Source organism: uncultured Pseudosulfitobacter sp. (genome assembly GCF_963976325.1).
Lineage (GTDB): Bacteria > Pseudomonadota > Alphaproteobacteria > Rhodobacterales > Rhodobacteraceae > Pseudosulfitobacter.
This window is the reverse complement of the sequence record NZ_CAXBJW010000002.1, coordinates 125,379-150,280: the sequence shown is the minus strand read 5'-3', so window position 1 is coordinate 150,280 and position 24,902 is coordinate 125,379. Positions and strand designations below refer to the sequence as shown.

Annotated in this window: 24 protein-coding genes and 1 tRNA gene; 20 read left to right on the top strand and 5 right to left on the bottom strand. The window is 63.4% G+C overall.

What is annotated here, in order from left to right; genetic code table 11:
- Positions 1–3 precede the first annotated feature (3 nt).
- Both AAC077_RS07860 and AAC077_RS07855 read right to left on the bottom strand, forming a co-directional pair.
- Positions 4–1,437 (bottom strand): D-alanyl-D-alanine carboxypeptidase family protein, encoded by a 1,434-nt coding sequence (locus AAC077_RS07860; RefSeq protein WP_339768283.1) that lies wholly within the window; start codon positions 1,435–1,437, stop codon positions 4–6.
- Between the two features lie 277 nt (positions 1,438–1,714).
- Positions 1,715–2,413 (bottom strand): HAD family hydrolase, encoded by a 699-nt coding sequence (locus AAC077_RS07855; protein ID WP_339768281.1) that lies wholly within the window; start codon positions 2,411–2,413, stop codon positions 1,715–1,717.
- 102 nt (positions 2,414–2,515) lie between these two features.
- Here AAC077_RS07855 and clpS point away from each other — a divergent pair, with 102 nt between their 5' ends.
- From clpS to hemF, 4 genes are all read left to right on the top strand, one after another.
- Positions 2,516–2,839: an ATP-dependent Clp protease adapter ClpS gene (clpS, locus tag AAC077_RS07850; protein WP_037915897.1), complete on the top strand. Its 324-nt coding sequence runs from the start codon at positions 2,516–2,518 to the stop codon at positions 2,837–2,839.
- A gap of 85 nt (positions 2,840–2,924) precedes the next feature.
- Positions 2,925–3,893 carry a class I SAM-dependent methyltransferase gene (locus tag AAC077_RS07845; RefSeq protein ID WP_339768272.1) on the top strand — a complete coding sequence of 323 codons (969 nt, stop codon included), beginning with the start codon at positions 2,925–2,927 and terminating at the stop codon, positions 3,891–3,893.
- A 10-nt stretch (positions 3,894–3,903) separates the two neighbouring features.
- Positions 3,904–4,704: an SDR family oxidoreductase gene (locus tag AAC077_RS07840; RefSeq protein ID WP_339768271.1), complete on the top strand. Its 801-nt coding sequence runs from the start codon at positions 3,904–3,906 to the stop codon at positions 4,702–4,704.
- 9 nt (positions 4,705–4,713) lie between these two features.
- A complete protein-coding gene (hemF, locus tag AAC077_RS07835) occupies positions 4,714–5,607 on the top strand; it encodes an oxygen-dependent coproporphyrinogen oxidase (protein WP_339768269.1) in 894 nt (297 codons plus the stop codon).
- 7 nt (positions 5,608–5,614) lie between these two features.
- On the opposite strand, the gene AAC077_RS07830 is transcribed toward hemF, so the two are convergent.
- Both AAC077_RS07830 and hemC read right to left on the bottom strand, forming a co-directional pair.
- A complete protein-coding gene (locus AAC077_RS07830; RefSeq protein ID WP_339768267.1) occupies positions 5,615–6,574 on the bottom strand; it encodes a fatty acid desaturase family protein in 960 nt (319 codons plus the stop codon).
- A 144-nt stretch (positions 6,575–6,718) separates the two neighbouring features.
- On the bottom strand, positions 6,719–7,657 hold the full coding sequence (hemC, locus tag AAC077_RS07825; protein WP_339768265.1) for a hydroxymethylbilane synthase: 939 nt from the start codon (positions 7,655–7,657) through the stop codon (positions 6,719–6,721).
- 117 nt (positions 7,658–7,774) lie between these two features.
- Here hemC and hemE point away from each other — a divergent pair, with 117 nt between their 5' ends.
- Entirely contained in the window at positions 7,775–8,809 is a 1,035-nt protein-coding gene (hemE, locus tag AAC077_RS07820; protein WP_339768263.1) for a uroporphyrinogen decarboxylase, read from the top strand.
- Between the two features lie 53 nt (positions 8,810–8,862).
- Positions 8,863–8,939: transfer RNA gene (locus AAC077_RS07815), tRNA-Met, on the top strand.
- A gap of 189 nt (positions 8,940–9,128) precedes the next feature.
- Here AAC077_RS07815 and AAC077_RS07810 read toward each other — a convergent pair.
- Positions 9,129–10,217: an AbrB family transcriptional regulator gene (locus tag AAC077_RS07810; protein WP_339768261.1), complete on the bottom strand. Its 1,089-nt coding sequence runs from the start codon at positions 10,215–10,217 to the stop codon at positions 9,129–9,131.
- A 401-nt stretch (positions 10,218–10,618) separates the two neighbouring features.
- Here AAC077_RS07810 and AAC077_RS07805 point away from each other — a divergent pair, with 401 nt between their 5' ends.
- The 14 genes from AAC077_RS07805 to AAC077_RS07740 all read left to right on the top strand — a co-directional run bounded on the left by AAC077_RS07805 (position 10,619) and on the right by AAC077_RS07740 (position 24,900).
- The gene (locus AAC077_RS07805) at positions 10,619–11,659 is read left to right on the top strand and encodes a TRAP transporter substrate-binding protein (RefSeq protein ID WP_339768259.1); all 1,041 of its coding nucleotides are present in this window, start codon (positions 10,619–10,621) and stop codon (positions 11,657–11,659) included.
- A gap of 79 nt (positions 11,660–11,738) precedes the next feature.
- Positions 11,739–12,320 (top strand): TRAP transporter small permease subunit, encoded by a 582-nt coding sequence (locus AAC077_RS07800; protein WP_339768257.1) that lies wholly within the window; start codon positions 11,739–11,741, stop codon positions 12,318–12,320.
- Between the two features lie 6 nt (positions 12,321–12,326).
- Entirely contained in the window at positions 12,327–13,679 is a 1,353-nt protein-coding gene (locus AAC077_RS07795; protein ID WP_339768255.1) for a TRAP transporter large permease, read from the top strand.
- A gap of 11 nt (positions 13,680–13,690) precedes the next feature.
- Entirely contained in the window at positions 13,691–15,493 is a 1,803-nt protein-coding gene (locus tag AAC077_RS07790; RefSeq protein WP_339768253.1) for a feruloyl-CoA synthase, read from the top strand.
- 105 nt (positions 15,494–15,598) lie between these two features.
- Positions 15,599–17,146: a benzoate-CoA ligase family protein gene (locus tag AAC077_RS07785; protein ID WP_339768251.1), complete on the top strand. Its 1,548-nt coding sequence runs from the start codon at positions 15,599–15,601 to the stop codon at positions 17,144–17,146.
- The gene (locus AAC077_RS07780; RefSeq protein WP_339768249.1) at positions 17,143–17,955 is read left to right on the top strand and encodes an alpha/beta hydrolase; all 813 of its coding nucleotides are present in this window, start codon (positions 17,143–17,145) and stop codon (positions 17,953–17,955) included. The genes AAC077_RS07785 and AAC077_RS07780 overlap by 4 nt, the downstream gene beginning before the upstream one ends.
- Entirely contained in the window at positions 17,942–18,394 is a 453-nt protein-coding gene (locus AAC077_RS07775) for a DUF309 domain-containing protein (protein ID WP_339768247.1), read from the top strand. Before AAC077_RS07780 ends, AAC077_RS07775 begins: the two co-directional genes overlap by 14 nt.
- Positions 18,395–18,512: 118 nt before the next feature.
- On the top strand, positions 18,513–20,174 hold the full coding sequence (gene boxC, locus AAC077_RS07770; protein ID WP_339768245.1) for a 2,3-epoxybenzoyl-CoA dihydrolase: 1,662 nt from the start codon (positions 18,513–18,515) through the stop codon (positions 20,172–20,174).
- Between the two features lie 60 nt (positions 20,175–20,234).
- A complete protein-coding gene (boxB, locus tag AAC077_RS07765; RefSeq protein ID WP_339768243.1) occupies positions 20,235–21,686 on the top strand; it encodes a benzoyl-CoA 2,3-epoxidase subunit BoxB in 1,452 nt (483 codons plus the stop codon).
- A gap of 73 nt (positions 21,687–21,759) precedes the next feature.
- Positions 21,760–21,930 carry a hypothetical protein gene (locus tag AAC077_RS07760; RefSeq protein ID WP_197021985.1) on the top strand — a complete coding sequence of 57 codons (171 nt, stop codon included), beginning with the start codon at positions 21,760–21,762 and terminating at the stop codon, positions 21,928–21,930.
- Positions 21,927–23,102 (top strand): benzoyl-CoA 2,3-epoxidase subunit BoxA, encoded by a 1,176-nt coding sequence (gene boxA, locus AAC077_RS07755; protein WP_339768241.1) that lies wholly within the window; start codon positions 21,927–21,929, stop codon positions 23,100–23,102. Before AAC077_RS07760 ends, boxA begins: the two co-directional genes overlap by 4 nt.
- Positions 23,086–23,532: a thioesterase family protein gene (locus AAC077_RS07750; RefSeq protein ID WP_339768239.1), complete on the top strand. Its 447-nt coding sequence runs from the start codon at positions 23,086–23,088 to the stop codon at positions 23,530–23,532. The genes boxA and AAC077_RS07750 overlap by 17 nt, the downstream gene beginning before the upstream one ends.
- 4 nt (positions 23,533–23,536) lie before the next feature.
- Complete coding sequence (locus tag AAC077_RS07745) at positions 23,537–24,424, top strand: helix-turn-helix transcriptional regulator (RefSeq protein ID WP_339768237.1); 888 nt, start codon at positions 23,537–23,539, stop codon at positions 24,422–24,424.
- Complete coding sequence (locus tag AAC077_RS07740) at positions 24,421–24,900, top strand: 3-hydroxyacyl-CoA dehydrogenase family protein (protein ID WP_339768235.1); 480 nt, start codon at positions 24,421–24,423, stop codon at positions 24,898–24,900. The genes AAC077_RS07745 and AAC077_RS07740 overlap by 4 nt, the downstream gene beginning before the upstream one ends.
- Positions 24,901–24,902: the final 2 nt, after the last annotated feature.

Below are 24,902 nucleotides of genomic sequence, written 5' to 3'. Positions count from 1 at the left end.
GGCCTACGAGGCCGGGCCGACCATAAAGCATGTCACGTTGCGGGCTTGCAGCCTGCGACAGGCCAGATCGGCCGTGTCGCGGGTCATGCCGACAAAATGCGCCTCGAACCCTTGGGGGCGGCGCACAACCTTGCGCAGCGCACCGTCCAACGTGGCCATTTCCGACAGGGCGGTTTTCAGCAAAACCTTTTCGGCTGCATAGCGGCTGGGATACCGACCCACGTTCACACCCCAATGATGACCACCCGAGGTGGACAGGCGTGTGACAACTTCGGGTTCTGCTTCTTTCGCGATTGCCGTGGTCGCTGCTGCCGAGGTGTCGACACTGGCCAGAACGACATCTTCGGGCCGCGCTTCGGGGCGGACCGAGGTGGTCTTGGGCGCGGACTTGACCACTGTGGTGGGCGTGGCGTCGGCAATTGCAGCGGCCTGGGCCTGTGCCTCGACCAACGCGGCGGCGATGTCGGTGGGCGACACGACGGGCGGCGGGGCTTGCGCGACCAGAACCGGTTGCGGTGTCTCGCCGGGGCGCAGGGATGGCCGCAGGCTGCGGGTGACGGCGCCTGTCACACGAATGGTTTTGCCCGCGCCTTGCGGTGTCTCGCCATTGCCGGCGACCACAACGGGTTCGTCGGTATAGGCCGGGCCGTCGGGCTTGCGCACAGGCGCATTGCTGGGCGAACGGCGGAAACCCAGATCCATCAGCTCGGCGACCTTGGCGTTGCGCGATGCGGTGGATTTGCCACCAAACACGGTGGCGATAACGCGTTCGTTGCCACGCTGCGCCGACGCCGTCAGGTTGAACCCGGCGGCGCGGGTGTAGCCGGTCTTGATGCCGTCCGCGCCCTTGTAAGACGCCAAAAAGCGGCGGTTGGTGTGATACACCGTCTTGCCGCCCGCATCCGCCGAAGTGCGCGAGAACAGGTTGTAGTATTCCGGATAGTCGTACAGCAGATGGCGGCCCAGAATGGTCATGTCATGGGCCGTGCTCAGGTGGCCCTCTTCGGTCAGACCGTTGGCGTTCTTGAACGTGGTGCGCGTCATCCCCAGCGCCTTGGCAGTGCGGTTCATCCGGCGGGCAAAGGCCGCTTCCGATCCGCCGATGGCCTCGCCGATTGCCGTGGCCGCATCGTTGGCCGACTTCACCGCCGCGGCGCGCACCAGATAGCGCAGTTTGATTTTTTGACCGGGCCGCAGGCCCAGCTTGGACGGCTCTTCCGAGGCGGCCTTTTTCGACACGGTCACCATGGTGTCCATGGTGATCTCGCCCTTTTTGACGGCCTCGAAGGTGATGTACAGCGTCATCATCTTGGTCAGCGACGCTGGATGCAGGCGCGCGTTTGCGTTCTGCTCGTGCAGGACCTCGCCGGTGCGGGCGTCGATCACATATGCGGCATAGGGCGCAGCAATGGCGCTCAGCGGAAGAACCACCAGCATCCAGAATGCGACGAATAGAAATAGCCCGAAACGGGCCGGCTGAGCGCGCCGAACCTTCACTGGAAACCTGCCTTTTTGTCTGCCTCGTGACCCCCGATTTTTCGGGTGGTCGATTTTATTGGCTTCAGGCTAGCATAGGTTGAATTTGTAATAAACCCTTATAACAAAGGGAAATCTGGAATTCCGCCGATGGAGTTTGGCCATATGTAGGGGTTGATCGGTCAACGGTGTCCACACCAAGTAATGTGTTCGGAATGTGGCGCGCCGACGGCGAAAATCAGCCGAGCCGGGACAGCAGATCAGGCAGCGCGCCCAGATCAAGAATTTCGTGGAATCGCGGGTGGCCCTCGGGGCGTTCGGCGTGCTCCAGATCCCACAGCAGGTCGTGGGGCACATGCACCGCCCAGCCGCCTGCATCCAGCATCGGGCGCACGTCTGAGGCCATCGAATTCCCGATCATCATGCCACGCGCGGCACCGTCATAGGCGTCGAAAATGCGGGTGTAGGTGGCGGGCGTCTTGGCCGACACGATCTGCACAGCGTCGAACATCTCGCCCAGACCGGACTGGGCGACCTTGCGTTCCTGATCCAGCAAATCGCCCTTGGTGACCAGCAGCACGGGGCCGATGGCCTGCGCCGCGCGCAAGGCGTCATTGGCATGGGGCAACACATCAACCGGATGCTGCAACATATCCTGCCCCGCGGCGATCAGCTCGGCGATGACGGCACCGGGCACGGCGTTGTCAGTCACCTCAAGCGCCGTTTCGATCATCGACAGGACGAATCCCTTGATGCCAAAACCATAGTGCCGGATGTTGCGCCGCTCGGCCTCCAGCAGCCGCGACATCAGCGCATCGCCATCGGTGTGCGGCGCCAGCAGCTCTGCGAACCGCTCTTGTGTCAGCTTGAAGAAACGCTCGTTGTGCCACAGCGTATCATCCGCATCGAAGGCAATAGTTGTTAAGGTTTGAGCCATAGCCGGGACTGCCTCTTTTCATGGGGCGCATGGACGTTATATAGAGGCAACAGACACTGACAACGGATTTGGGTGACGGTTTTGAAACTCGGACAGGCGCATATGATGGCAGGCAAGGGCGATGACGAGGGCGACAGCTCGGTCATCACTGAAACCAAGCCGAAAACAAAGCGGCCACCGTTGTACAAAGTGATGCTGCTGAACGACGATTACACGCCGATGGAATTCGTCGTGCTGGTGCTGGAACGGTTCTTTGGCCTGAACCACGCGCAAGCGTTCGAAATCATGCTGACCGTTCACAAAAAGGGGCTGGCAGTTGTCGGCGTCTTTAGCCACGAGATCGCCGAGACGAAAGTGGCGCAGGTGATGGATTTTGCACGGCGTCACCAGCATCCGCTGCAATGCACCATGGAAAAAGAAGACTGATCGCGATGTGTTCGCACGGTCATGGATGCGTTTCCCTGACGGGGAAGCGTGATGAGGGTTTGATGACATTCCAACAGGTTGCACCATGATCGGTGCGCGTTTGCCCTTGGCGGTCGAGGCGGGCTTTGACGGCGCAGGGCGCGTTGCGGTCTTTGCCCCTGCGGTTGGTGCCGACCTGAGTGCGATGGGCGGTTGCGAGGTCATCTCGCCCCTGCGCCCCGTCCATGATTATTTCGAAAGCATGGGTCTGACCTGCCGCACCGCGCCCGAGGGGCGCTACGACGCCGCCGTGGTCTGCGTGCCGCGCGCCAAGGCCGAGGCGCATGTGCTGATTGCGCAGGCCTGCGCCGTAACGGATGGCCCGGTCGTGATCGACGGGCAAAAAACCGACGGTATCGACAGCATCCGCAAGGAACTGCGCAAGCGCGCCGACGTGACCGAAGCGATCAACAAGGCGCATGGCAAACTGTTCTGGATGACATCCAGCGATAATTTTGCCGATTGGGCCCAAGGCCCCGCGCTGACCGATGGCGGCTTCTGGACCGCGCCGGGCGTGTTTTCCGCCGATGGCATTGATCCCGCGTCCGAAATGCTGGCCGCGGCCCTGCCGGACAAGCTGGGCAAACAGGTCGCGGATCTGGGGGCAGGCTGGGGGTATCTTTCGGCGCATATCCTGACGCGCGACGATGTGCAGGCCGTGCATCTGGTCGAGGCACACCACCTGGCGCTGGAATGTGCCAAACGCAACGTGACCGACCCGCGCGCACAGTATCATTGGGCCGACGCCACCCGCTGGGCCCCGTCGGGACGCATCGACACCGTGGTGATGAACCCGCCCTTTCACACCACGCGCAACGCCGACCCGTCGCTGGGACAGGCCTTTGTTGCGGCGGCGGCACGGGTGTTGACCCCGCAGGGCAGCCTGTGGATGGTTGCGAACCGCCATCTGCCTTACGAGACGGCGCTGGACCAACAGTTCGCCCGCGTCGAAGACATGGGCGGTGACGGACGGTTCAAATTGACGCGGGCGACCAAGCCCAGACGCAGGACATAAGGATCAGGCGATGTCATTTTCGATTTCAGGCAAGACGGCGATTGTGACGGGGGCGGCCAACGGCATCGGTCTGGCCATCGCGCGACAGTTTGCCGACAAGGGCGCCAACGTGATGTGCGCCGACATGGATGAAAAGGCGCTGACCCAGCAATGGGGCGACACCTCGGAAGAGGGCAAGATCCGCTATTTCGCCGGCGATCTGCGCCAGCGTCTGACCATCGCAAATCTGGTCTCGGCCACGATCGACGCCTTTGACGGGGTCGACATTCTGGTCAACGCCTCGCGGCAGGTGATGGCAACAGACGCGCTGGATGTGGATGACACCAGCGTCGAAACGCTGCTGGAACAAAACCTTATGACCTCGCTGCGCCTGACCCAACAGGTCGCGCGCCGTATGATCAAACAGGCCGAAGGACAGACCGAGGGGCAGGTGGGGTCCATCATCAATCTGTCCTCCATCGCCGCACGCCACACCCGCCCCGAGCTGTTGGGCTATTCCATCGCCTCGGCGGCGCTGGAACAGATGACCCGCTCGATGGCGCTGGCGCTGGCCCACGACCGCATCCGCGTCAACGCCGTGGCGTTCGGGTCGGTCATGTCCGCCTCGCTTAAATCGTCGATCATGGATCACCGTGAATGGCGCGAGGACATCGAAAACCACACCCCGCTGGAGCGGATCGCCAGCCCCGGCGAACTGGTGGACGCGGTGCAATTTCTGGCATCCGAAGGCGCGGGGTTCATCACCGGCGAGACGATCACCGTGGACGGCGGGCGCAGCCTGTTGGACCCGGTGCGCGCACCAGCACACTAAGGTATCCCCATGACTGACGAATTCACCGCCCAAAAGGCGCAGGCCAGCGCATGGTTCCGCGCCCTGCGAGACGAGATTGTCGCCGCATTCGAAGGGCTTGAGCAAAGCCACGACACCGGCCCGCTGTCCGACGCAGCCCCCGGTGCCTTTGATGTGACCGAGACCAAGCGCGCCTCGGACGACGGAACGGATGCAGGCGGCGGACTGATGAGCGTGATGCGCGGGGGCCGCGTGTTCGAAAAGGTTGGCGTGAACGTATCGACCGTTTACGGCACGCTGGGCGAACGCGCGCAACATGCCATGGCGGCACGCAAGGGCATTCCCGGGATGAAGGACGATCCGCGCTTTTGGGCGTCGGGCATCAGTCTGGTGGCACATATGCAGAACCCGCATGCGCCTGCGGTCCACATGAACACCCGCATGTTCTGGACCCCGCACGCATGGTGGTTCGGCGGCGGGTCCGACCTGAACCCCTGTATCGAATACGCCGAGGACACCGCGCATTTTCATGCGACCCAGCAGGCGCATCTGGACCCGCACGGCGCTGATCTGTACCCGCGTCTCAAGGCCTGGGCGGATGAGTATTTCTACATCCCCCACCGCAAGCGCGCGCGGGGTGTGGGCGGCATTTTTATGGACGATCACTGCACCGGCGACTGGGGCGCGGACTTTGCCCTGACCCAGGACATCGGACGCGCCTTCCTGCCGGCCTTTGTGCCGCTGGTGGCCGCACGGCGGGTGATGCCATGGGACGACGCCGACAAGGACGCGCAACTGGTGCACCGCGGCCTCTATGCCGAATACAATCTGGTCTATGACCGTGGCACCAAGTTCGGGCTGGAAACCGGCCACGACGCCAACGCGGTGTTGATGAGCCTGCCGCCGCTGGCCAAGTGGGTCTGAGCAGGCGCTAGGCTGCGCGCGGCCTTACGCTGCGCCAGCCTGCTTCCATCATCGCGGCGCGGTAATTGGGCGCGGTGCGCATCCTGTCACCCAGCCCCTTGTCGATCAGCAGGGCGTGCATCTTCGGCAATTGCCAGCAGGGCACATGCATCACCATGTGATGCTCCAGATGATAGTTCACGTAATAGGGGGCCACCAGCGCGCGGGCGACGGGGCCTGCATGGGTGGTGCGCACGTTTTGCAGCGGGTTGTCCGACTGTTCGACCGCACCGTGTTCGGCAATGTTGCGCACGCGCAGGACAAACTGGAACCACGTCAGATAAGGCACCAGCCAGAACGCCAGCCCCCACCACCAGTCCCCGATCAGGCTGATGGCTGCGATGATGCCCAATGACACCGGCAAGGCGCGGCCCAGCGTGTTGGACTTGAACGCCTGTGCCGATTGCGACTTGGCCGCGTCCATGGCGTCGTCGTCGCCCGCCAGCCGCACGAACATCATGATCTGTCCCGCCAGTTGCTTGATGCCCGTCTGTCCCGTCAGATCCCGCAGGAACTTGCGCCGCATCGACGCGTGGCTGGTCGGAAACTTCTGGCTCAGTGCAAGGTCGGGGTCTTTGTCGGTCTGGGTAAAGCGGTGATGCGTCAGGTGATAGTGCCGGTAGGCGTGCAAATCGGCCATGATCGGCCAGCCGCACAGCCATTCGCCAACCCAGTCGTTCAGCTTGCGCGACTTGAACAGCGCGCTGTGCGCGGCCTCGTGCATCAGGATCGCCAGCCCCAACTGCCGCGACCCGATCAGCACCACCGCCAGCAGGAACGTCACCGGATTGGGCCACAGCGCAAACACACCGATCGCCAGCGCAATCGTGCCCCAGCAATGCGCCACCAACCACGCGCCCATCAGGTTCGAGCGTTGGGCAAGGGGGCGAATCTCGTCGCTGGTCAGATAGGCTTTGCCGGGTGTCATGGGGCCAGCGTGGGGCGTGCAGGGCCTTTGCGTCAAGTCGGACGCGACGTAGGTTTTTGGGCGCTGCCCCCGGCGCTGGCGCGCCGTCCCCGGAGTTTATCTGGCAAGATGAAGGGGGTTGGTGCCCCAGACGAATGCCCCAGACTAGTGCCAGTCGAAGAAGTCGGGGCCTGCACTTGCAAGAAGTTCCTGCGCCAGATCACGGCCCATATCAGCGCCCGTCGCAATGGGCCCGGCGCGCATACCTTTGATCACTTCGGACCCGTCGGGGCGCAACACTTCGCCGCGCAGGGTCAGCGTGTCGCCGTCCAGCACGGCCAGCCCCGCGATGGGGGTTTCGCACGACCCGTCCAACGTGGCGAGAAAGGCGCGTTCCGCGGCCAGACGCTGGCCGGTGGGCGTGTGGTGGATGGCCTTCAGCAACTGCGCGGTAGCGGCATCATCCGTGCGGCGTTCGATGCCGATGGCCCCTTGGGCGATGGCGGGCAGCATGTCGGCGGTGTCGATGGGGGTGGCGGGCACGTCCGCCATGTTCAGGCGGTTCAGACCGGCAGCGGCCAGAAACGTCGCCACGGCCACGCCGTCGTCCAGCTTGCGCAGGCGGGTTTGCACGTTGCCGCGAAACTCGACCACGTGCAGGTCGGGACGGCGGTGCAGCAACTGCGCGCGGCGGCGCAGCGACGAGGTGCCGACAGTGGCCCCCTGCGGCAGGTCCGCAATGGCGCTGTGGGTCAGCGAGACAAACGCGTCGCGCACATCCTCGCGCGGCAGGTAGGTGTCCAGCAGCAGGCCGGGGGGCTGTTCGGTCGGCATGTCCTTCATCGAATGCACCGCGATGTCGATCTTGGCCGAGGAAAGGTCCTGTTCGATCTCGCGGGTGAACAGCCCCTTGCCGCCGATCTCTTTCAGCGCGCGGTCCTGTATCAGGTCACCGGTGACCTTGATCACCACGATTTCAAACGCTGCGTGCGGCAGATCAAAGGCCGCCGCCAGCCGGTCGCGCGTCTCATAGGCCTGCGCCAGCGCCAGCGGCGATCCGCGGGTGCCGATTTTCAGGGGGCGGTCGGGGGAGGGCAGGGTCACGTCGCACGGGCCTTCGGCTGGGAAACAGGTGTGTCACGGTGTCCTGCCATCGCAGGCCCGACTTGACAAGTGCCCCGCGCCAATAGACCTCACCCCATGACAACAAGGGGACAGCGGATGACCGGGAACAAAACGATTTTGCGCGCACTGGCAGGCGAGACGCTGGATGTGCCGCCGATCTGGATGATGCGGCAGGCCGGGCGCTATCTGCCCGAATACAAGGCGACGCGCGCGCAGGCCGGTGATTTCCTGTCGCTGTGCTACAACCCCGAACTGGCCTGCGAGGTGACCTTGCAGCCGATCCGCCGCTATGGCTTTGACGCGGCGATCCTGTTCGCCGACATCCTGCTGGTGCCGCAGGCGCTGGGCGCGGACCTGTGGTTTGTCACCGGCGAAGGCCCGCGCCTCAGCACGGTGACCACGCAGGCCGATTTCGACAAGCTGGGGCCGGTCGCGGACATTCACGAAACGTTGTCGCCGATTTATCAGACCGTGCGGCTGCTGACCGACGCATTGCCGCGCGAAACCACGCTGATCGGCTTTGCCGGCGCGCCGTGGACCGTGGCCACCTATATGATCGCCGGACAAGGCACCAAGGATCAGGGGCCGGCCCATGCGCTGAAGGCCGAGAATGTGGCGCTGTTCGAGGCGCTGCTCGAGCGGATCACGCTGGCGACCATCGAATACCTGTCGGCGCAGGTCGACGCCGGTGCCGAGGTGGTCAAGATCTTCGACAGCTGGGCCGGATCGCTGAAAGGTGCCGATTTCGAACGCTACAGCCTGGAACCCGCCCGCCAGATCACCGCAGCCCTCAAGGCGCGCCACCCCGGCATTCCGATCATCGGCTTCCCGCGTGAGGCGGGCGAGAAATACGTGGGCTTTGCCAAGGCGACCGGCGTGGACTGTGTGGCCTTGGACAATTCGGTCGCGCCGGAATGGGCGGCGGCGAATGTGCAGGTCGATGGCTGCGTTCAGGGCAATCTGGCGTCGCATCACATGGTGACGGGCGGTCAGGCACTGGTGGACGAGACGCGGGCGATTGTGAAAGCGTTTTCCAAGGGGCCGCATATCTTCAATCTGGGCCACGGAATCACGCCGGATGCCAACCCGGACAACGTGCAATTGATGATAGATACAGTTCGCGAAGGATAAGCTGCGTTTCAGGGTTGACCTGACCGCGTGGCTGTCATACTTCGCACGCCGATGGCGCGGTAGCTCAGTTGGTTAGAGCGATCGACTCATAATCGATAGGTCGGGAGTTCAAGTCTCCCCCACGCCACCATTCTTCACCAACATCTCGGGATTAGACGGACTGCCATACGGCAGGCCCGACTGACGCCCGCCGCTTGCGCGGCAGTCTGAGTGCGGGAGTTCAAGTCTCCCCCACGCCACCACTATCCACCGAAATCTCGGGATTAGACGGATCGCCATGCAGTTGGTCCCGACTGACGCCCGCCGCCTGCTCCACGACCTATCGTTGCTCAGGTCTGCGCAATCTTGGCAGCGACCAGCCTGCAATGCTGACCGTCAGCACAATACGGAACAGGTGGTGCACGGTCACCGCCACCGGGCTGATCCCCAGGCTCAGCGCCACCAACCCCATTTCGGTCACGCCGCCGGGGGCCAGGCTGATGATCAGGGCAATCAACGGCAGGCTGGACCACGGTGCCAGAATCGCGGCAAAGGCCACCGCCACCGACAGCATCACCGCCACGCTGATACAGCCAAAGCCGAACGCCCGCGTCAGGCTGCGTACCGACGACCCCGCGAACAGCACGCCCAGACCCGCGCCGATCACCAGTTGTGCCGCGGACAGCAGCCAGCGCGGGCTTGCCACGTCCAGCACACCGCTGCCGTGTGCAATCGCGCTGAGCAGCATGGGGCCGATCATGTAGGACGCAGGCAGGTGCAGCACGCGGCCCAGCCAGATGCCGACGGCGCACAGCACGGCGATTTCCGCCAGATCCAGCAGCCCCGCCGGTGTCGCGTCAAACGACTGTCCCGCCGCACTTCCGACGACGATGCCGGTTGCCAGGTAATAGGCGGTCGGGATGGCGATGATCACCAGAACGACGCGGGCGAAATGCTGGGTGCTCAGCACGCGCGGGTCGGCCCCTGCGGCTTCGCCCAGGGTCACCGCCTCGATCAGCCCGCCGGGCATGGCGGCGAAAAAGGCGGTGACCCCGTCAAAGCCTGCCAGCCTGCGATAGATCAGAAAGCTGGCCGCATGGGTGCAGATCACAAAGGGCACAACCGCCAGCAACGAAAGCCACAGTTGCGGCAACTGCTCAAGCAGCGCAGGCGAAAACGTGGCCCCGATCATCACGCCGATCAACGACACGCTGGCCTTGCGCAGGGTCTGCAACAGGGGCCGCTCGGCGGTTTCCGGATGGCCGGCGCTGCGCCAGATGGACCACGCGCCGACCAGAATCAACGCGCCCAACAAAAAGGGCAAAGGCGCGCCCAGCCATTTCGCGGCGAACGCACCGACCGCGCCAATCAACAGGATGAACCCGGTAGAGCGCAGTTCAGCGCCGCTGTGCGCGAGGGAAAAAGGCATAGAGGAGGTTCCGTCCGGTGTGTGCCCGCATTTGCGCAGAGACCGCGACCGACTTCCAGACCACATCGGACGCTCTGCCGCCTTTGGAAGGCGCGGCGCAGGTGGGCGTGGTGTTTCTGAATGCGTGTTATTGCACTATTCTGCAATTACAGTGCTCAGGTCCACGCGGTAATTGCCTTGAAAACAAGGGGGCATCGGTCGCCTGATGCTTTTGCGTCCGAGATTGTGATCACCGCTTTGCCGGAATCTGTTCTATCGTGCACAATTACATATCGGTCACTTTGGTATAGGAGGGGGAAAGGTTACAAATTTGGGTGACAGCCCAACAACCTTGCCCTACCAATCTGCCGCAACGACACAAGACAGACCGCCATCAGAGCGTGTCTTCAGGGAGGACGACCATGAATATCACTCGTAAATCATTTCTGTCACTGGCAGGCGCCGCTGCGCTGGCGCTGGGGCTGGGAGCCGCGCCCGCATCGGCCCAAGAGGTCACGCTAAGCCTGCATCAGTTCCTGCCCGCCCAAGCCAACGTGCCGCGTCTGGTGCTGGATGTCTGGGCCGACAATGTCGAAAAAGACAGCGGCGGCCGCATCAAGGTCGACCGTTATCCGTCGATGCAACTGGGCGGCACCCCGCCCGAGCTGATGGACCAGGCGATTGACGGCGTGGCCGACGTCGTGTGGACCGTGGTGGGCTATACCCCTGGCCGCTATCCGTCGACCGAAGTGTTCGAATTGCCGTTCATGATGACCAATGCCCGCGCCGCAAGCCGCGCCTATTGGGAAATGTTCGAAGAGCACATGAAAGACACCGAGTTCAAAGATGTACATATTCTGGGCACTTGGGTACATGGTCCGGGCATGATCCACGCCAACCGCGAGATCAAGGTGCCGGGCGACATGGCCGGTCTGAAAATCCGTGGCGGTTCGCGTCTGATCAACGACTATCTGTCGGCTTTGGGGGCCACACCCGTCGGTATGCCCGTCCCCGCCGTGTCCGAAGGTCTGTCCAAGGGCGTGATCGACGGCACCACCATTCCGTGGGAAGTCACCAGCGCGCTGAAAGTGCCGGAGCTGGTGCACAACCACACCGAATTCGAAGGCAAGGCGCTGTATGTTCTGACCTTCGTTCTGGCGATGAACAAGGACCGCTACGACTCGCTGCCCGATGACCTGAAAAAGGTGATCGACGACAACTCGGGTCTGGAATTCTCGGTCTTTGCCGGTGGTACGCAAGCCGACTCTGATGGTCCTGCACGGGAAGCCGCCGTTGCCTTGGGCAACAACATCGTGACCGTGTCCGAAGAGGACGCCAAAGCATGGCGTGACGCGGCGCAGCCTGTCTATGACGCATGGATCGCTGACATGGACACCAAAGGTATCGACGGTCAGGCGCTGATCGACGAGGCCACCATGCTGATGGAAAAGTACAGCCAGTAAGCTGACTGGTGCGCTGCGGCGTGTGGAGGCACGCGCCGCAGCTTTTCCGTTTGATCCTTACCCAAAATTCGGAGTCCTCATGACACGCCTGGTCACCTGGCTTGCCCGCGCCACTGCCGTCCTTGGCGGTCTGGTTCTGTGCGCCCTGATTGTGCTGACAACCCTGTCGATTATCGGGCGCAGTCTGAACAAGCTGTTTCACACCGACATCGCGCAGTCCGCCTTTGGCGGCTTGTCGAACTGGGCGATCAATGCGGGCGTGGGCGAAATCAACGGCTCGTACGAGCTGCTTGAGGCAGGCGTGGCTTTTGCGATCTTTGCGTTCTTTCCGGTGTGCCAATTGTATACGGGCCACGCGACGGTGGATGTGTTCACATCCGCCCTGCCGCCGCGTGCGCTGGCGGCGCTGCGGGCGTTTTGGGAAATCGTGCTGGCGGCCACCATCGTGTTCCTGACGTTCCGGCTGGCCGATGGCATGATGCGCTATGTGAACAACGGCGAAACCACGCTGTTTCTCGAATTTCCCGTCTGGTGGAGCTATGCCGCCAGCGTTGTTGCGGCCACGGTCGCGTCGATCACCGCAATTTACTGTGCCTGCGCGCGTGTCGCCGAAGCGGCCCTGGGCCGTGCGATCCTGCCCAACGACGCGATAGGGGAATAACCGACAATGCAATGGTTTCTTGATCTTCTGCCGCTGGCAGGCCTCAGCCGTATCGAACTGGGCTTCTGGTCGTTTCCGATCCTGCTGGGGCTGATTTTCCTGCGCGCACCCATCGGTCTGGCGATGCTGCTGTGCGGTTTTGGCGGCTGGTATTTTGCCATGAACGGCAACCCCACGCCGCTGCTGGCCAAGCTGAAGTCCGAAACCTATTCGACCTTTTCCAGCTATTCGCTGACGATCATCCCGATGTTCCTGCTGATGGGCCAGTTCGCGACGCTGTCGGGCATGTCCACGGCCCTGTTCAAGGCCGCAGAAAGCTTTCTGGGGCACCGGCGTGGTGGTGTTGCGATGGCCGCCGTCGGCGCCTGCGCCGGTTTTGGCGCGATCTGCGGGTCGTCGCTGGCCACCGCCGCCACCATGAGCCGCGTGGCCCTGCCGGAACTGCGCCGCTATGGCTATTCGGGCGGGTTTTCCACCGCGACGCTGGCGGCGGGCGGCACGCTGGGCATCCTGATCCCGCCCTCGGTCATTCTGGTGATCTACGCGATCATCACCGAACAGAACATCGCCAAGCTGTTTCTGGCGGCCTTTATCCCCGGCATTCTGGCAGCGGTCGGCTATGTCATCACCATTTCGATCTATGTGCGCCTGTACCCCGATTCCGCGGGCACCCGCGCCCCGCAACCGATGTCCGAACGCTGGAAGGCACTGGCCGAGACATGGCCAGTTCTGTTGATCTTTGGCCTTGTGGTGGGCGGGATTTACGCGGGTTGGTTTACACCCACCGAAGGCTCTGCCGTGGGGGCCGCTGGCACCGGGCTGGTTGCGCTGGTGTCGGGCAATCTGAACTGGGCGGTCTTTCGCGACTCGTTGATCGGCACGGCCAAGACCACGGCGATGATCTTTTTCATCGTGCTGGGGGCGGGGTTCTACAACGGCTTTCTGGCGCTGTCGGGCGTGCCGCAGTTCATGGCCGATTACGTGCTGGGGCAGGGCCTTAGCCCGTGGGTCGTGCTGATCATCATCCTGTTCTTCTATCTGGTCTTTGGCTGCGTGATGGACAGCCTGTCGATGATCCTGCTGACGGTGCCGATCTTTTTCCCCGTCATTTCGGCGATGGATTTCGGCATGTCGCCCGAACATGTGGCGATCTGGTTCGGCATCCTTGTGCTGATCGTGGTCGAGGTCGGGCTGATCACGCCACCGGTGGGGATGAACCTGTTCATCATCAATGCGATGGACCGCACGACCCCGATCACCGAGACCTACAAGGCGGTGATGTTCTTTGTCGGCAGCGACATCGTCAGGGTGGCGATCCTTGTGGCCTTCCCGGCCATCACCCTGTTTCTGATCCCCTGAGAGGTATCACAATGACCCATACGCCGATCCTTGCCCCACATTCCGTGACGCGCGAGGATCGCGCGGATGGGTCCATTCTGCTGACCGCCGACACGCCACTGGGCGACGTGGCGCGCAACAGCGGCGTCTGGCTGGACCATTGGGCGCAAACCACGCCCGACGCGGTGTTTCTGGCCGAACGGTCGGGCGCAGGCTGGCGGCGCGAAAGCTACGCAAGCGCACGGCAAAAGGCGCGGGCGATTGCGGGGTGGCTGCTGGGGCAGGGCATGGGGCCGGACACGCCGGTCCTGATCCTGTCGGGCAACAGCATCGACCACGCGCTGCTGACGCTGGGGGCGCATTATGTCGGTGTGCCCACGGTGCCCGTGGCCGAGCAGTACACGCTGATCCCCGCAGCCCACGGGCGGCTGGATTACGTGGTGAACCTGATCAAGCCTGCGCGGGTCTTTGCCGCCGATGGTGCGGCCTATGCGGCGGGGCTGGCGCGGGTGAACTGCCCTGCGATTGCGTCTGATCCGGGCGATACCGGGGCCACGCCGCTTGCCGATCTGCTGGCCCATTCCGATGCCGGGGTCGATGCGGCCTTTGCCATGGTCGGGCCGGATACGGTGGCGAAAATCCTGCTCACATCAGGCTCTACCTCGGACCCAAAGGGGGTTTTGACCACCCAGCGGATGATGACCACCAACCAGACGCAACTGGCCCAGGGCCTGCCGTTCCTGCGCCAGCGTCCGCCGGTGATCGTGGACTGGCTGCCGTGGAACCATGTCTTTGGTGGGTCGCATAATTTCAACATGGTGCTGTCAGGTGGCGGCAGCCTGTACATCGACGATGGCAAACCGTTGCCCGCGCTGTTCGGGCGCACGCTGGAGAACCTGTCGATGGTATCCGGCACGGTCAGCTTTAACGTGCCTGTGGGTTTTGCGCAGCTTTTGACAGCGCTTCAGAACGACGCGCCCCTGCGCGAGACGTATTTCCGCGACCTCGACATGATCTTTTACGCCGGTGCGTCCCTGCCGCAAGAGACGTGGGCCGGGTTGGAGACGCTTGCCGCCCAGACCGGACGCCGCGTGCCGCTGATCACCTCGTCGTGGGGGCTGACCGAAACCGCGCCGGGGGCGTTGTTGCAACAGGTGCCTGCGCGCGGTGCGGGCATTGTGGGCGTGCCCTTGCCGGGGGTCACGGTCAAGCTGGTGCCAGACGCCGACATGCGCTGCGACGTGCGGGTCAGCGGGCCGTCGATCATGCGGGCCTATCTGGACAACCCGGCCAAGACCGCCGAGGCTTTCGACGACGAGGGTTACTTTATCACCGGCGACGCGATGCGGTTTGTTGATGAGGCCGACCCGAACCTTGGCCTGCGGTTCGACGGGCGCATGTCCGAGGATTTCAAGCTGATGACCGGCACATGGGTGCAGGCGGCAAACCTGCGGCTTGAGATGTTGGCGCTGCTGGCCCCCTATGCGGCCGACATCGTGGTGACGGGGCAGGGGCGCGACCAGATCGGGCTGTTGATCCTTCCCAACCGCGCGGCCATCGAAAAAGCCGGAATTGCGTTGACGGCTGACAACGGTGCCTGCAACTGCCCCGAGCTGGCTGACATCCTGTGCGCCCGTTTGCGCGACAGGGCGGCGGACGCCACCGGCTCGGCCACGCGTGTCACCCGCGCGCTGATTCTGTCAGACCCGGCCGACATGGGCGAGGGCGAGGCGACGGCCAAGGGCAACATCAACTTTGCCAGGCTGCTGGCCCGCCGCGCGCCGCTGGTGGATCGTCTGTATGACGACGCAGACCCCGCGACGATCACGATCTGACGTCAAATCTTGCACTAAGTTGCGCAAACTGCGCGGTCCTGTTGCGATATCCTGAGATTGGCGCACGATAGCGCACAAATCGAGATGTCTTTGGGAGGAGCGTCTATGTCCAGCGTAGCCAGCGCGAATGCAGCCAGCTATTTCGTCGATCGTCATGTGGAAGAGGGGCGCGGCGGCAAGGTTGCCTTTCGGGAATACGGCAGCGGGCGCAACCTGACCTATGGCGATCTTGCGGGCACCTCTGGGCGGGTGGCCACCGCCCTTGCGCAGCATGGCATTGTGCCGGAACAGCGGGTTGCGATGCTGGTGTTGGATACCATCGAATTTCCGCAAATCTTCTGGGGGGCGCTCAAGGCCGGGGTCATTCCGGTCCCGCTGAACACGCTGCTGGCCACGTCGGTCTATGACGCGATCCTGCGCGACAGCCGTGCCACGACGCTGTTCGTGTCGGACGTGCTGTATGACACGGTCGCACCGGCACTGGCGGACAATCCGTTCGTGAAAACCGTTGTCGTGATCGGGGGCGCCGCACCCGACGGCACCACATCCTATCAAAGCTTTCTGGACACCGCCGACGCCCCCACCGTGGCCTTTGACGCGCATGCGGACGAGGTGGCGTTCTGGCTGTATTCCTCAGGGTCCACCGGCCAGCCCAAGGGCGTGCATCACATCCATTCCAGCCTGAAAGCCACCGCCGACACCTATGGCGCGCAGGTGCTGGGGGTGCGCGAGGATGATGTCGTGTTCTCGGCGGCCAAGTTCTTTTTCGCCTACGGGCTGGGCAATGCGATGACCTTTCCGATGGCGGTGGGGGCCACGACCGTGTTGTTTGCAGGCCGCCCGACACCGGACAGTGTCGTGGACATTCTGAACGCCGAACAGCCCACGGTGTTCTGCGGTGTGCCCACGCTTTATGCCGCCTTGGCCGCCCACATGGACAAGAACGGCGCGGCCGGCGCGCCCTTGCGCCGCTGTATCTCGGCGGGCGAGGCGCTGCCCGAGGATGTGGGCAAGCGTTGGGAAAAGCACATGGGCGTCGAAATTCTCGACGGTGTGGGGTCGACCGAGATGCTGCACATCTTCCTCAGCAACCGCCCCGGCGATGTCGTCTATGGCACCTCGGGCGTGGCGGTGCCGGGCTATGCGGTGCGGCTGGTGGACGAGGCGGGGCAGGACGTGGCCACCGGCGAGGTGGGCGAACTGCTGGTGCAGGGCGACAGCGCCGCCAGTTGCTATTGGAACCAGCGCGCCAAGACGCGCACCACCTTCGAAGGCACCTGGACCCGCACCGGCGACAAATACGAATGCCGCGCCGACGGGCGGTTCGTCTACTGCGGGCGCACCGATGATATGTTCAAGGTGTCCGGCATCTGGGTCAGCCCGTTCGAGGTGGAAAGCGCCATCATCAGCCACGCCGATGTGCTTGAGGCCGCCGTGGTGGCCGCGCGCGACGACGACGGGCTGGAAAAGCCCAAGGCGTTCGTGGTGCTGAATGCGGGCGTGTCGCCTGATGGCATCGAGGCGGTGCTGAAAGAGCATGTGAAAACGAAAATCGGCAAATGGAAATATCCGCGCTGGATCACTTGTGTCGATGAATTGCCCAAAACGGCAACCGGCAAGATCCAGCGTTTCAAACTACGCGAGGACGCATGATGGACTGGACCAACGGATTTATCGACATAGACGGGGCATCGCTGGAATACGCCTGTTTCGGCGCGGCACCGGGGGATGCACCCACGCTGGTGATGCTGCACGAGGGGCTGGGCAGCGTGGCGCAATGGCACGACCTGCCGCAGAGGCTGGCGGATCAGACAGGCTTTGGCGTGCTGGCCTATTCGCGGGCGGGCTACGGGCAGTCCAGCGCCGCCAGCCTGCCGCGCCCGCTGGATTACCAGACGCGCGAGGCGGTGGATGTGCTGGGGCCGGTGCTGGATGCCGCGGGTGTGCAGGACTGTGTGCTGCTGGGGCACTCGGACGGGGCGACGATTGCCGCGATTTATGCGGGCAGCGTCAGCGACATGCGGGTGCGCGGGCTGGTGTTGATCGCGCCGCATTTCTTCACCGAACCGGGCGGTTTGGCGTCGATCGCCGCCACCAAGGACGCATACGAAAACGGCGATCTGAAGCAGAAACTGGCAAAATACCACGCCCATCCCGACAGCGCCTATTACGGCTGGCACGACACCTGGACGCATCCCGACTATGCCGCGTGGAACGTGGCCGACAGCATCGACCACTGGCGCATTCCGGTGCTGGCGGTGCAGGGCACGGACGATCCTTACGGCACGATGGCCCAGATCCACGAGATCGACAGCCGCATCTATTCGCCGTTGGAAACGCTGGTTCTGGACGGTGTCGGCCACGCGCCCCACCGCGAGGCGACAGACCGGACAATCGCGGCCATCACCGAATTCTGCGCCCGTCTCAAGCGTATGGAAGAGGCCGAGGTTGAGCTTGCCTGAGCTGCCCGGCGGCACCCCTGCGCCGGCGCACGCCTATGTGCCCGGCCAGACGGCCCGCCACCCCGAGGGCTGGTTCGATCCGCTGAAAACGGTAGACGCCGACCCTTTCGACAGCCCCGCGATGCGGGCCGGTCTGGATTATCTGCACGCCGGATACTTCTGGGAATGCCACGAGGTGCTGGAAGCCGTCTGGCTGGCGCTGCCCGATCCGTCATCCGAGCGGCACATGGTGCAGGCGGTGATCCAACTGGCCAACGCGCGTCTGAAGCTGGTGATGGGACGGCCCAAGGCCACGCTGCGTTTGTGCGCCATGGTGCAGGAACATCTGGTCGCGGGTCGCGCCAGCCGCCCGATTCCCGGCGCGACCCCGCCGGAATTGCTGGACTGGGCCCAAATGACAGCCGAACTGGCCGCGCACGCTCAGAATGGTGAAGTATAATGCCAAGAATGCGCAGTATTTCGCCCTTCCCTTGGCCGAAACGCTCAATATTCGTAACTATACTACACAATAAGCCAGTGCAGACCGCCTTGCACCCCGCCAAAAGGACACAAACATCGTGACCAAGATCATTGATTTCCGCACCGACCCCAGCAAATACCGCCATTGGCGCGTCGCATATGACGGCCCCGTGGCCAACCTGTTCATGGACGTGGACGAAGACGCGGGCCTGTTCGACGGCTACCAGTTGAAGCTGAACAGCTACGATCTGGGCGTCGACATCGAGCTGGCCGATGTGGTGCAGCGGATGCGGTTCGAGCACCCCGAGGTCAAGGTCGTGGTGATGCAGTCGGGCAAGGATAAAGTGTTTTGCGCAGGGGCCAATATCCGGATGCTGGGCGGGGCCAAACACAGCCACAAGGTGAACTTCTGCAAATTCACCAACGAAACGCGCAACACTTTCGAGGCCGCCGAAGCCGACAGCGGCCAGAAATACATCGCTGCCGTCAAAGGGGCCTGTGCAGGCGGCGGCTATGAACTGGCGCTGGCGTGCAATCACATCATGCTGACCGACGACAGCACGTCGTCGGTGTCCCTGCCCGAGGTGCCGTTGCTGGCGGTTCTGCCCGGCACCGGCGGGCTGACCCGTGTCACCGACAAACGCAAGGTGCGCCGCGACCGCGCCGACATCTTCTGCTCGACCGAGGAAGGCGTGCGCGGCAAGCGGGCGCAGGACTGGCGGCTGGTGGACGAGGTGATCGCCAACTCGAAATTCGACGAGACCGTGCAGGAACGTGCCCGCGAATTCGCTGGCAGTTCGTCCAAGGCGGACGTGGCACAGGGCATCACGCTGAACCCCATCGACCGCACCATCGCGGATGACGGCAGCGTGTCCTATGAGCTGGTCGAGGTGGCGCTGGACCGTGCCGCCCGCCGCGCCACGATCACGATCAAAGGCCCCGAGGAAGACGCGCCCGCCGATATGGACGCCTTCACTGCACAGGGGGATGCGGCTTATATGCTGCGTCTGGCGCGGCAGTTGGACGATGCCATCCTGCACCTGCGCCTGAATGAAATGGACGCGGGCCTGCTGGTGTTCCGCACGCAAGGCGACCCCGAACGCTTTGCCGCGCACGAGGCGCTGTTGTTGGACAGTGCCGATCACTGGCTGGCCAACGAGGTGCTGAAATACTGGAAGCGCATCCTGAAACGCATCGACGTGACCGCGCGCAGCATGGCGGCGCTGGTGGAACACGGGTCGTGCTTTACCGGTATCCTTGCCGAAATCCTGTTTTCGGTCGACCGCACCTATATGATGGAAGACGAATTTGACGGCGACAACCGCCCCCTGGCGACCATCACCCTGACGGCTGCGAACTTTGGCCCGATGCCGATGTCCAACGACCTGACCCGTCTGCAAACCCGCTTCCTTGGCGAACCCGAAGCGGTGGACAAGGCAAAGGCCGCGATGGGCGAACAATTGGAAGCGGAAGAGGCCGAAGAACTGGGCCTTGTCACCATGATCCTCGATGACATCGACTGGGAGGACGAGATCCGCATCTTCATGGAAGAGCGCGCCAGCTTTTCGCCCGACGCGATGACAGGGATGGAGGCGAACCTGCGCTTTGCCGGACCCGAAACGATGGAAACCCGCATTTTTGGCCGCCTGACCGCCTGGCAGAACTGGATATTCAACCGCCCCAACGCGGTTGGTGCAGATGGCGCGCTGCAACGCTACGGCACCGGCAAGCGCGGCGATTACAACATGGAACGTGTGTAACTGAACCTGCGCAGCCGTCCGCGACACGGACAGCGCGCCGCACCAGATTGGAGAACGAAGATGATGGACCTGATCAACGTAAGCTACGACACCCAGATCCCCAACAACGTGGGGCTGAGCCAGGACAAGAAGGTGCTGAAGGCGCTGGAAAAATGGCACCCCGGTTACATCAACTGGTGGAACGACCTGATCCCGCAGAACTTTCAGGACTCGATGGTCTACCTGCGCACCGCCGTCAGCGTCGATCCCAAGGGCTGGGCCAAGTTCGATTATGTGAAAATGCCGGAATACCGCTGGGGCGTCCTGCTGGCCCCCGAGGTCGAGGGCCGCACCATTCCGATGGGCGAACATTACGGCGAACCCGCATGGCAAGAAGTGCCGGGCGAATACCGCAACATGCTGAAACGGCTGATCGTCATTCAGGGCGACACCGAACCGGGGTCGGTCGAACAGCAACGGTTTCTGGGCCTGACTGCGCCGTCGCTTTATGACATGCGCAACCTGTTTCAGGTGAACGTGGAAGAGGGCCGCCACCTGTGGGCCATGGTCTATCTGCTGCAAAAATACTTTGGCCGCGATGGCCGGGAAGAGGCTGACGACCTGCTGGTCCGCTCGTCCGGTTCGGACGAAGCGCCGCGGATGCTGGGCGCGTTCAACGAGGAAACGCCGGACTGGCTGTCGTTCTTCATGTTCACCTATTTCACCGACCGCGACGGCAAGATGCAGCTTGAATCGCTGGCCCAATCCGGCTTTGACCCGCTGTCGCGCACCTGCCGGTTCATGCTGACCGAAGAGGCGCACCATATGTTCGTCGGTGAAACCGGCGTGGGGCGCACCATTCAGGCGACGCTTGAGGCGATGGCGAAACACGGCATCACCGATCCCTATGACGCGGGCAAGATCCGCGATCTGGGGGTCATCGACCTGCCGACGATCCAGAAAAAGCTGAACCTGCACTATACGCTGTCGCTGGACCTGTTCGGACAAGAGGTGTCGACCAACGCCGCCAATGCGTTCAACTATGGCATCAAGGGCCGGTATATGGAGCAGCGGATTGACGACGATCACAAGTTGTCCGATGCCACCTATCCCGTCACCTCGATCAAGGACGGCAAGATCGTGACCGAAGACGTCCCCGCCCTGACCGCCATCAACATGCGCCTGCGCGACGATTACGTTCGCGATGCCGCCGGTGGGGTGGGCCGCTGGAACAAGCAGATCGCCAAGGCGGGCGTGAACTTTGAGCTGAAGCTGCCGCACGAAGGGTTCCATCGCCAGATCGGCGTGTTCTCGGCCGTGGCTGTGGACCCCGATGGCAACATCATCTCGTCCGATGAATGGACCAAGCGTCAGAACGAATGGCTGCCGACCAAGGCCGATGGCGACTATATCCAGTCGCTGATGAAGCCCTGCTATGAACCCGGCCAATATGCCTCGTGGATCGCGCCGCCCAAGGTCGGCATCGACAACAAGCCGGGCGATTTCGAATACGTCAAACTGCACATGGCCTGATGGCTTTGGCTCGGGGCGGGGTGTAACCTTGGCCCGGGCGCACGTTTTCCCTTTCGCGCCAAGGAGACGACCCATGCAAACCAAACGCACCGTGGCCTATGCGCCGCAAACCCATGCTCTGGCCGCTGATCTGGCCGCCCTGCAAGGCCCCTGTGTCGGCTGCAAAGGCTGCGAAGGGCTGTGTCAGGCGCTGATCGACGCCATGCTGATCCCCGACATGATCCTGAACGGGCGCACCTCATGAACCAGCCGCTGAAACAGCACCTGATCGACCCCGAGATTTGCATCCGCTGCTATACCTGCGAGATGACCTGCCCCGTGGGCGCGATTGAACATGACGACAACAACGTCGTGGTGGATGTGGACAAGTGCAATTTCTGCATGGACTGCATTCCGGTCTGTCCCACAGGGTCGATCGACGAATGGCGCGTGGTCGATGTGCCCTATACGCTGGATCAGCAATACGCGTTCGACGAACTGCCCGACCAGCAAGAGATCGAAACCGCCGCCCCGTCCGAAGCGGACGACGCGGTGGCCGACCCCATCGCGGCCCTTCTGGCCGAGGCGCATCAGGGCGCTGGCGGCAAGGCCCGCGCACCCGTCAGCGCGGCCAAGGCGGCGGTGAATATGTACAACCTTGGCAAGCCGGCCAAGATGACGGTGCAGGGCAACTATCGCCTGACCGACGACCCAGACCATGACGTGCGCCACATCATCCTGGACCCCGGCGCGCTGCCGTTTCCGGTGCTTGAGGGGCAGTCGGTGGGGATCATCCCGCCGGGCACGGATGCCGACGGCAAGGCGCATCTGCCCCGGCTGTATTCCATCTCCAGCCCCCGCGACGGTGAACGCGCGGGCTATCACAACATTTCGCTGACGGTGAAACGCGAGGCGAAGGGGCTGGCGTCGAACTATCTGTGCGATCTGGCGCAGGGCGACAGCGTGAACGTCACCGGCCCCTTTGGCGCGACCTTCCTGATGCCCAACGACACCAAGGCGCGGCTTTTGATGATCTGCACCGGCACCGGATCGGCACCCATGCGTGCCTTTACCATGCAGCGCCAGCGCAGCGGGGCCACCGCCCAGATGACCATGTTCTTTGGTGCGCGCACGCCGGATTCGCTGCCCTATTTCGGCCCGCTGAAAAAAGTCCCCGAGGCGCAGATGAAACAGCATCTGGTGTTCTCGCGCACCGGCGACAGGGAATATGTGCAGGATCGCATGATCGCCGAGGAAGAGGCGGTTGCCGGTTTGCTGGCGGATGAAAATACGTATATCTACATTTGTGGCCTGAAGGGGATGGAGGAAGGCGTGGAACGCGCCATGACCTCGATTGCCGAAAGTATCGGGCAGCAATGGACCGCTTTGCGCGATGCGATGCGCGAAGAGGGTCGCTATCATGTGGAAACCTACTGACGTGACTGAACAGACTTCGCCTTTTGTCCATGAAATCCGCGTGACATGGGGCGATTGCGACCCTGCGCGCATTGCCTACACGGGCCGTTTGCCGGTCTTTGCGCTGGATGCAATCAATGCCTGGTGGGAGGCGCATCTGGACGGTGACGGCTGGTTCCAGCTGGAACTGGACCGCAATGTCGGCACGCCGTTTGTCAATCTGGCGATGGATTTCCGCAGCCCCGTCACCCCGCGCCACCGGCTGATGTGCCACGTTTGGCCGCAGCGGCTGGGCGAGAAATCCATCACCTTTCGCGTGGACGCCTACCAGAACGATGTGCTGTGCTTCGAGGGCACGTTTACCTGCGTGTTCACCGTGGCGGATGTGTTCAAAAGCCAACCCGCCCCACCGGACATCCGCGCGGTGGTGACGCCGCTGATCCGGCCCTGACGCGATGACGTACCAGTCCAACACCCCCAACGACAATCCGCTGATCCAGCGTCTGGCCGAACGGGTGCGCGCGGCGCGCAAGGCGCAAAAGCTGCCGCGTCGGGCGCTGTCGGACCGGTCGGGCGTGTCGCCACGCTATCTGGCGCAACTGGAAACGGGGCAGGGCAACATTTCGATCCTGCTGCTGGCCCGCGTGGCCGAGGCGCTGGGCGTGTCGGTGTCGGCCTTGCTGGCCGATGATGCGCCGCTGAGCGATGACACGTTGCGCGTGGCGCATCTGTTCCAATCCGCAGGGCCCGACGTGCAGGGCCGCGTGCGTGCGATGCTGGCACCGCATACGCCCGGTGGGGTGCGCGCACAGCGGATCTGTCTGGTGGGCCTGCGCGGGGCCGGTAAATCGACATTGGGGCAGGCGGCAGCGGCGGCGCTGGGCATCCGGTTTCTGGAATTGAACAAGCTGATCGAGGCGCACGCAGGCATGCCGGTGTCCGAGGTTATGGCGCTGTATGGTCAGGACGGTTACCGCGATCTGGAACAAGAGGTGCTGGGCGAGGTGGTCGACAGCGAAAGCCGTCTGATCCTGGCCGTCGGCGGCGGCATCGTGGCCGAACCGCAGACCTATGGCACCTTGCTGGAGCGGTTTCACACCGTCTGGGTGCGCACCAGCCCCGCCGAACATATGGCCCGTGTGCGGGCGCAGGGCGACTTGCGCCCGATGAAGGACAATCCGGCGGCGATGGACCAGCTCAAGGCGCTGTTGACCGCCCGCACCCCGCAATACGAGCGCGCGCAGGCGCAGGTGGATACCGCCAACCGTCCGGTGCAATCGTCGGTGAACGACCTGCTGGCGGTGATCGCCAAGCACCGCTTTGTCGAAAGCATTTCCGTTTGACCGAAGACGCGGTTACGGCGGCCTTGCAAGACAGCTTTTGGCTGGCGGCGGATCATCTGTTGATGTTCCACACCAACCCGTGGGAACTGGACGAGGCGCTGGAGGCGGCGGGCTATGCCATGGGGCCATGTGCTGCGATGGACCTGCTGGGGCTGGACGTGGTGCTGGTCCGCAGGCAAGGGGCGGCGTCGCCGATCCTGCCACGCATGGTGGCCGAGGGGCGCATGGGCAAGAAGGGCGGCGTGGGGCATTACCGCTATCCCGGTGGCGGCGGTGCGGTGATCGACCCGCTGATCGAGGATCTGATCCTGGAAGAGGCGTGGTTTGCCAAGTTCACCCGCCACGACCTGTCCGACGCGGAACTGGTCGCGCGTATGCAGGCTGCACAGGAGGCGGCTGTGGGGCAACTGCTGGATCAGGGCGCGCAGCCCGAAGTGGTCAGGCGGGCCTGCCGGACGGGACTGCACGCGCCATAGAT

Coding starts and splice junctions, on each gene's coding strand:
- AAC077_RS07845 (WP_339768272.1), top strand. CDS start 2,925: ATGATCGGTGCGCGTTTGCCCTTGGCGGTCGAGGCGGGCTTTGACGGC.
- AAC077_RS07795 (WP_339768255.1), top strand. CDS start 12,327: ATGCAATGGTTTCTTGATCTTCTGCCGCTGGCAGGCCTCAGCCGTATC.
- AAC077_RS07860 (WP_339768283.1), bottom strand. CDS start 1,437: ATGCTGGTGGTTCTTCCGCTGAGCGCCATTGCTGCGCCCTATGCCGCA.
- boxA (WP_339768241.1), top strand. CDS start 21,927: ATGAACCAGCCGCTGAAACAGCACCTGATCGACCCCGAGATTTGCATC.
- AAC077_RS07750 (WP_339768239.1), top strand. CDS start 23,086: ATGTGGAAACCTACTGACGTGACTGAACAGACTTCGCCTTTTGTCCAT.
- AAC077_RS07805 (WP_339768259.1), top strand. CDS start 10,619: ATGAATATCACTCGTAAATCATTTCTGTCACTGGCAGGCGCCGCTGCG.
- AAC077_RS07760 (WP_197021985.1), top strand. CDS start 21,760: ATGCAAACCAAACGCACCGTGGCCTATGCGCCGCAAACCCATGCTCTG.
- hemF (WP_339768269.1), top strand. CDS start 4,714: ATGACTGACGAATTCACCGCCCAAAAGGCGCAGGCCAGCGCATGGTTC.
- AAC077_RS07790 (WP_339768253.1), top strand. CDS start 13,691: ATGACCCATACGCCGATCCTTGCCCCACATTCCGTGACGCGCGAGGAT.
- AAC077_RS07830 (WP_339768267.1), bottom strand. CDS start 6,574: ATGACACCCGGCAAAGCCTATCTGACCAGCGACGAGATTCGCCCCCTT.
- AAC077_RS07855 (WP_339768281.1), bottom strand. CDS start 2,413: ATGGCTCAAACCTTAACAACTATTGCCTTCGATGCGGATGATACGCTG.
- boxB (WP_339768243.1), top strand. CDS start 20,235: ATGATGGACCTGATCAACGTAAGCTACGACACCCAGATCCCCAACAAC.
- AAC077_RS07745 (WP_339768237.1), top strand. CDS start 23,537: ATGACGTACCAGTCCAACACCCCCAACGACAATCCGCTGATCCAGCGT.
- hemE (WP_339768263.1), top strand. CDS start 7,775: ATGACCGGGAACAAAACGATTTTGCGCGCACTGGCAGGCGAGACGCTG.
- AAC077_RS07810 (WP_339768261.1), bottom strand. CDS start 10,217: ATGCCTTTTTCCCTCGCGCACAGCGGCGCTGAACTGCGCTCTACCGGG.
- AAC077_RS07785 (WP_339768251.1), top strand. CDS start 15,599: ATGTCCAGCGTAGCCAGCGCGAATGCAGCCAGCTATTTCGTCGATCGT.
- AAC077_RS07800 (WP_339768257.1), top strand. CDS start 11,739: ATGACACGCCTGGTCACCTGGCTTGCCCGCGCCACTGCCGTCCTTGGC.
- AAC077_RS07840 (WP_339768271.1), top strand. CDS start 3,904: ATGTCATTTTCGATTTCAGGCAAGACGGCGATTGTGACGGGGGCGGCC.
- clpS (WP_037915897.1), top strand. CDS start 2,516: ATGATGGCAGGCAAGGGCGATGACGAGGGCGACAGCTCGGTCATCACT.
- AAC077_RS07780 (WP_339768249.1), top strand. CDS start 17,143: ATGATGGACTGGACCAACGGATTTATCGACATAGACGGGGCATCGCTG.